We start from the raw sequence: 6000 nt of genomic DNA on the forward strand, positions 1-6000 counted from the left end.
CATGAACGCAAACTGAATCCAGTTTTGTTTCAACAAATAATCGCTCTCGTAACTAATAATAATTCCTTTCGCCTTCAATTCATCTCCAATTTCTTTTGAGGAAATGGAAAGAGGAAGTGGAATGGTTAGATGCCCGGCGAATAATTCTTATCCCCCAAAAAGGAGATGTCAGCATCTGTAAGCATTCTTTTAACTGTATTTCCCATCATGGAATTATTTTCTAGATTCACTCTTTTTACAGCCTCATGTAAAGCTGCAATGAGATTAGAAGAATGCGTATATGGAACGCTGTCCATTTTGGCGTATTGACCTAAATCCAAATACTTTGGTATTTCCTTACTAGGCTCTATTCTCTCCTGATGGAAAACAATCGCTAACCCTGGATAAGAACCAAGTCCTTTTCCACTTACTGTAGTGGCAAGATAAACATCCTTTAAGTCAACTGGAACGATCCCAACCGAACTGCAAGCATCTACGCAGAATTTTACATGATGTTTATTTGTTAATTCTTTCAAACGGTCCAAATCGTAAAGATAGCCTGTCGATGTCTCGCAATGCACAGTCCATAGCCAATCGACATCAGGATGTGCTTCAAGAAAACATTCAATCTCTTCTATTATTATTTTTTTATTCCATTGCTTTTCTATCTTTCGTACGTAAATTCATCCGTTCCGCATGATCGATTAACCGATATCCAAATTCCCCATTAGCGAGGATAAGCCCTTTTCCCGAAAGTTTTTTTAGATGAGCAGCAACTAAATCATTAGCTAGTGTCCCAGTCCCAACCACAATTTGTGCATGTTCAGCATTCACAAGTTCGCATAGTCTTTCGCGAACTATTTTAATATTTTCCATAAAGTCACTAGAACGATGAGAGATAGGCGGGTTATAAAATGCTTGTTCTACCTCTTTCTTTATCGCCACTGGTCCGGGCAAAAAGTTTAATCGTTTTGATTGGGTCTTCCCCGTCATCATTTTCCGAAATACTTTTGTTGAAGTTTCAAATTTTTCTCGCGTTAAGAACATTGGTTGAAACATCGCTTCCTCTGTTCCAACCATTGGACCAAAGGTTCAAAACCAATCCTTTTATATAACTTAATTTGACGATCTGTTCCAGAAATTAAAGCCATATTATAATCTTTTTCCAAACAATAACGCACAAGAAGTTTGACCAATTGATAGAATACCCGACTCTTTCGATAACTTCTTTTTATGGAAAGTAAACGTACCTCACAAGGGTTGGCATCATTCGGCAAGTATTCATCTAAATCAGCTAACTTTCGATCAAGGGAGAATGGACGATTTGCCCGTACGGTAATATCCCGATGACCTCTTCTCCATCCTTCGCAATGAAGTAGATATTTTCCTTATCAAATTTATCTATTAAACGCTGACTCTGATTTTGCGCGTGCTGTGGGATTTCCTCTACAAATGTTTCATAATTTAATTGATAAATCTGATCCATTTCGTCTGGATCTGCTGCTATTTTATATGTTAAGGTATGCCGCTCCATTTTTTTGCCTCCTCTAACGTGTAGAAAAAATTATTTTCTTGTAAGATGGGGGATAAAAACAATAATTAATAAGATGAATAGACCAATTTCAAAATAGTATTCTCCTAATATCCATGCTGTTACAGGAATCGATAGCATCGCAATTAGCCCGGAAACAGTAAAATTTTGTATAAGCAAATAGCTAATTCCAACAATTAGACCTAAGACAATTATAGCTATTGGTATAAAGAATAATGTGGACGCTAAATAAACGACAACTCCTTTTCCACCTCTCCCTCCAAGATGGATCGGCCAGATGTGTCCAAACAATAGAAAAAATGCACTTACCAATAGCATTATTTTATTTTCTGGAAAAAGAAGACTAGTTAAAGAAAGTGCAATCATAACCTTGGCAATATCGATAAAGAGGGTATATAAAAACCCTTTCTTCCCTAGTTCTCTTCCCGCATTTCTCGCTCCCGCATTACCGCTGCCTAGCCTTCTAATATCTTGTCTAGTCATCCATTTCGTTATATAATAAGCGCCATTCACGCTTCCCATACAGTAGGAAAGCAGAGCAACCAATGTAATATTCAGAACTGTATTCCCCCTTACAACTCTCTAATATACCTGCATGCTTTACAGCTTCTTGTCTATTAAACAGTTATTGAAAATTTCTATTTCATTGTAATATCACACAAAAGGTAATTCAAGGTCAATTTAACTATTATCAAAAAATAAAAAGATACGCCTTCCCTATGAAAGACATATCTTTTTTGATTTAACCTAACTAAATTATTTTGCTAATGCAAGTTTAATGTGAGCCAAGTGATGCTCCTCATGCCAGGCTAATTTGGCTACCTTGGTTGCAACGGTTATTTTCCCGTTTATTTCATGTGTAAAGGTTCGTTTTAATTGATCTTCCGTTAAGCTATTTCCCAAAGCTACAATCCGCTCATTGATCCCTTCTAACATTTTAATAGAAGGTTCTACAGGGAGTTCTGTATCCGGTTGAACTGCCCACTCATCTTGAATGAAGTTTGGTACGGTTGGATTATCATCTGTCAAAGCAAGTTTTAACCGTTGGAACATGTTCAACTGAGAGTCTGCAATATGATGAACGAGCTGCCTGACGTTCCAACTACCATCCCGATACGTTTTGCTTAGTTCCTCACCATTCAATGAATCGACGGTTTCTCTTAATCGACCCGTATATGACTCAATTTGCTTTAACCATTCTTGAACATTTTCTAATGTTACCTTTTCCGGAACTTCTAATTCACCAATTGGGAACATGACATCCTTATTCAAAACGCTTCTCCCCCATCCTATAAGTAATCATAATCTATCGATCTTCTATTCTTAGCGTACCAACAACCCAGTTAAGCGTCAAATAAGTTTCAATCCGTCAAGATTACTCCAGCAAAATATCCGCTTAGTACTTCCTTTTCATGTTGATTCACACATGTAAACGTTGCCATAATGGAAAATCGATTATTCTTTTTCTTTTCCAATTCCTCGATTGTTACTTCACAGCTAATTGTATCTCCGGTGAAAACAGGTCTAAAGAAATTCAAATTTCATTGTACGAGCTAATACGTTATAGTCTCCCCCAACCTTCGTCGGCAATGTAGCAGTCAGCAACCCTTGAACTACTAACCTTCCAAGTTCATCGGGCTCCGTATGATGGTCTCCTTCATCTTTAGATACTGTTGTAAACATTGCGACATCTTTTTTGTGAATGTCCGTTCAAAACGGATGATATCTCCAATTTGTAAATCCAAGTAAATCTCCTCCCGTAGTATTCGTATCTTAGCAATATCATACCTTTCTTAATGCTGGTCTGCAAAAAGCCACCAATATAATGTACTAAGAAAGCCTAACAAACTTGTAATGCAGATGATGATTAAACTGCTCCAACTGATGATGTTTTCTCCCGTTAAACCACTGTAGAGTGCCGGTACCGCCCATGGAAAATATTCACCGTGTCCTACAGCTGCAACAATTTGAGAAGAAATAAGTGTAATAATGACAAAGCCTACCGGAGCTAAATATCCACGACTATAACTTGCAAAGAAAGCAACAGGAGTACTTAGAACAATGGTTAACATAGTAACGATTAGTATGACATAAAGACTCTGCATCACAATGGCTGAAGACCATTGTGGAAGTCCTACGATCCACCCAATAAAAAAACCGACAGTCACTCCCGCTTTCACCATCTGCTTTATTGCTTCATGAGCCGGATCATACTATTTGCATGTGCCGCTATCATAACAATATTCTCCTGTCCCTAATTCAGTAGATGATTTGTTGCAATAATACACCCTAAAACCTCTAAGAATAATCCAATTCTCTCCAATTACATAACATAAAATAGTGCGGAGCTTTTTTAATAGCCCGCACTAATATTATAAGTACTATTCAACTTCAATCATATATTCATCATGCTCATGAAGATCTGCGTCATCTTCAACATGAATGACAAGCTTATACGTTCCTGGTTCGGTAAATTCGTGAGCTGCAATGTACTCTCCAGCTACTGTTTCTTCAGCATCAACCCAAGCTGTATTCTCATCGTCTCCTTCTGGGGCAATTTCATAACGAACGATTGCATCTTCCATTGCTTTATCTTCCAACTGTAGATGGACAGTCAGATCAATTACTTCATTCGTTTGAACGGTATCTGGCTCCATGAAGTGCAAATGGAAGCCGTCTGTATGAGCGTTGTGTTCATGATGTGCGTGATGTCCAGATTCCCCTGCTGCTTCACCGCCATCACCGACGATAATGGATTTAAGTGGCATCGTATGCAAACCACGAGCAGTCGTGTGGGCATATATTTCGTACGTACCATCTTCCGGGAAAGTCACTTCTGCCGTATATCTTCCGTCTTCTGTATGTATACCGTCTATTTCGGAACTGTCATCTTCATCACCTTTTAACCAATACTCAAAGTTCACTTCATCCGCATCCTCAACAAGCTCGTCTCCATAGCTGACAATAGCTTCAAGTTCGACGGTTTCTCCTGGTTCAGCAGTTTCCGGAACATTGAACTCTACTTCAAGCGCAACTAACTCATCCGTTCCTTCTGTTACTTCCTCCTTTTCCCCATTTCCACACGCTGAAAGTAAAAGAATTAATACGATAATAAATGGCGTAATGATTTTTTTCATATAAATCCTCCATATCAATTTTTCTTGTTTCTTATGCTTGAAAGTACATTAATACCAGGCTTGGCTGGTAATGATTGTCGTCTGTAGTAGGAAGTCACGGCAAATAGCTTGTTCTCCTCATCCTTTTGTTCTGGTAAGGGAAAACAGAATTAAACAAGTTCTAACGACACCTAATATAACCTTATCAAAGAAACGAACCCCTTTCAATGGCAATTCATGAACAGTTTGTGTCAAGCTTTTCTCGGTATCCTTTTCACTCCAGTATTTTTGGCAATCTATTTTGTGCCTTCAAGCAGCTTTTTGGTAATGAGAAAAATAAGCAAGCCGATTAAGTATCAAAAATCCAATTCTGTTATCTCCATACACATGATGAACTTTAATATGATTAAACAAACAGAACGGTTCCATACATTCTATCTCTTGCATGAAAATATGGATAAATTCATTTTGACAAATATTATGAGGACATTTATCGCGTGAACTGGAGGTGATAGCAATGAACGAGAAAACACTAAAAAATCTTTCATAACTTGGAAGAACTTAGCATGGTCCCTGAACAATTTTTGGCTGTGAATCCCGCCTAAAACATATTATGGACGAAGAATCAGCTAAGCACGAAGCTGAACTCTGGGCACAACCGAAGAAAAAAGGGAGAAAGAATAGCTAAAGAAGTAATAACGCAGCGCCTTTTAGCAAATGAAGCGTACGTTTAACATATTATGGAAATAACGGATCTGATAAAAGAAGAAGCTCTTGAAATCCAGCATAATATGGATAAATAAGAACAAGAGAGGCTTATAAATCTTTAATAAGTGAAACAATCATATTAATGAGCATATGATTGTTTCACTTTTTACTCCATTATGGTTCATTTTCAATACTTTTCCTTAAATGATGCTGTTATGACCTCTATCGTAATCTAGGCTAATCCCAAATTCCTTATCTAGAATTTATAATAGAATCAGGCATTGTTTTACCCCAAATTTTTAATTCCAGTTTCTAGTATTTCCATTTGCAACAATGTCTGTTCGTCTGTAATCGTTTTTTCTTTTCCATTTATGATGGCTTCATATAAATCATCATAAACTCTTCCATAATCGCCATTTACAGATGTCACTTTTTCTTCATGGATACCTTCTTCATCCATATATGTTAGTACACCGTAATGTTCTATTGTATCCACACCAAAATCTTTATTATTAGGCACTCAACTTTCGCAGAGTAAAAATGACATCTAACCTTTATCTGGTAAAGTACTTTTGGAAATTCATTATGGACCTTGACATCTGCCTACTATAAAAAAGAAAAACACCTCCACTTTTGGTATAGTTT

The 6000-nt window shown here is 37.3% G+C and carries 9 protein-coding genes and 2 pseudogenes; 1 reads left to right on the forward strand and 10 read right to left on the reverse strand.

Features of this window, described 5'->3' with window-relative positions; genetic code table 11:
- Window positions 1-125 precede the first annotated feature (125 nt).
- From GN217_RS16370 to GN217_RS16405, 9 genes and pseudogenes are all read right to left on the reverse strand, one after another.
- Window positions 126-662, reverse strand: a complete 537-nt coding sequence (locus GN217_RS16370; protein WP_156857728.1) for an aminotransferase class V-fold PLP-dependent enzyme — start codon at window positions 660-662, stop codon at window positions 126-128.
- A complete protein-coding gene (locus GN217_RS16375) occupies window positions 628-1059 on the reverse strand; it encodes a PLP-dependent aminotransferase family protein (protein WP_156857729.1) in 432 nt (143 codons plus the stop codon). Before GN217_RS16375 ends, GN217_RS16370 begins: the two co-directional genes overlap by 35 nt.
- Complete coding sequence (locus GN217_RS19570; protein ID WP_445321688.1) at window positions 1017-1256, reverse strand: N-acyl amino acid synthase FeeM domain-containing protein; 240 nt, start codon at window positions 1254-1256, stop codon at window positions 1017-1019. Before GN217_RS19570 ends, GN217_RS16375 begins: the two co-directional genes overlap by 43 nt.
- Before the next feature lie 17 nt (window positions 1257-1273).
- The gene (locus tag GN217_RS16380; protein WP_156857730.1) at window positions 1274-1513 is read right to left on the reverse strand and encodes a lysophospholipid acyltransferase family protein; all 240 of its coding nucleotides are present in this window, start codon (window positions 1511-1513) and stop codon (window positions 1274-1276) included.
- A 30-nt stretch (window positions 1514-1543) separates the two neighbouring features.
- Window positions 1544-2053 (reverse strand): glycerol-3-phosphate acyltransferase, encoded by a 510-nt coding sequence (locus GN217_RS16385; RefSeq protein WP_156857735.1) that lies wholly within the window; start codon window positions 2051-2053, stop codon window positions 1544-1546.
- A 234-nt stretch (window positions 2054-2287) separates the two neighbouring features.
- Window positions 2288-2788, reverse strand: coding sequence for a YfiT family bacillithiol transferase (locus tag GN217_RS16390; protein ID WP_156857736.1), 501 nt, complete (start codon window positions 2786-2788; stop codon window positions 2288-2290).
- Window positions 2789-2892: 104 nt separating this feature from the next.
- Window positions 2893-3276, reverse strand: a pseudogene (locus tag GN217_RS16395) (FAS1-like dehydratase domain-containing protein).
- Between the two features lie 48 nt (window positions 3277-3324).
- Window positions 3325-3636 carry a hypothetical protein gene (locus tag GN217_RS16400; RefSeq protein WP_188855559.1) on the reverse strand — a complete coding sequence of 104 codons (312 nt, stop codon included), beginning with the start codon at window positions 3634-3636 and terminating at the stop codon, window positions 3325-3327.
- Between the two features lie 276 nt (window positions 3637-3912).
- On the reverse strand, window positions 3913-4668 hold the full coding sequence (locus GN217_RS16405) for a FixH family protein (RefSeq protein ID WP_156857732.1): 756 nt from the start codon (window positions 4666-4668) through the stop codon (window positions 3913-3915).
- Window positions 4669-4884: 216 nt separating this feature from the next.
- Here GN217_RS16405 and GN217_RS18790 point away from each other — a divergent pair, with 216 nt between their 5' ends.
- The gene (locus GN217_RS18790) at window positions 4885-5148 is read left to right on the forward strand and encodes a hypothetical protein (protein WP_198042701.1); all 264 of its coding nucleotides are present in this window, start codon (window positions 4885-4887) and stop codon (window positions 5146-5148) included.
- A gap of 493 nt (window positions 5149-5641) precedes the next feature.
- Here GN217_RS18790 and GN217_RS16410 read toward each other — a convergent pair.
- A pseudogene (locus GN217_RS16410) lies at window positions 5642-5875 on the reverse strand (NAD(P)-dependent oxidoreductase); the annotation flags it as partial.
- Window positions 5876-6000: the final 125 nt, after the last annotated feature.

Source organism: Oceanobacillus sp. AG (assembly GCF_009746545.1).
Classification (GTDB): domain Bacteria; phylum Bacillota; class Bacilli; order Bacillales; family Amphibacillaceae; genus Oceanobacillus; species Oceanobacillus indicireducens.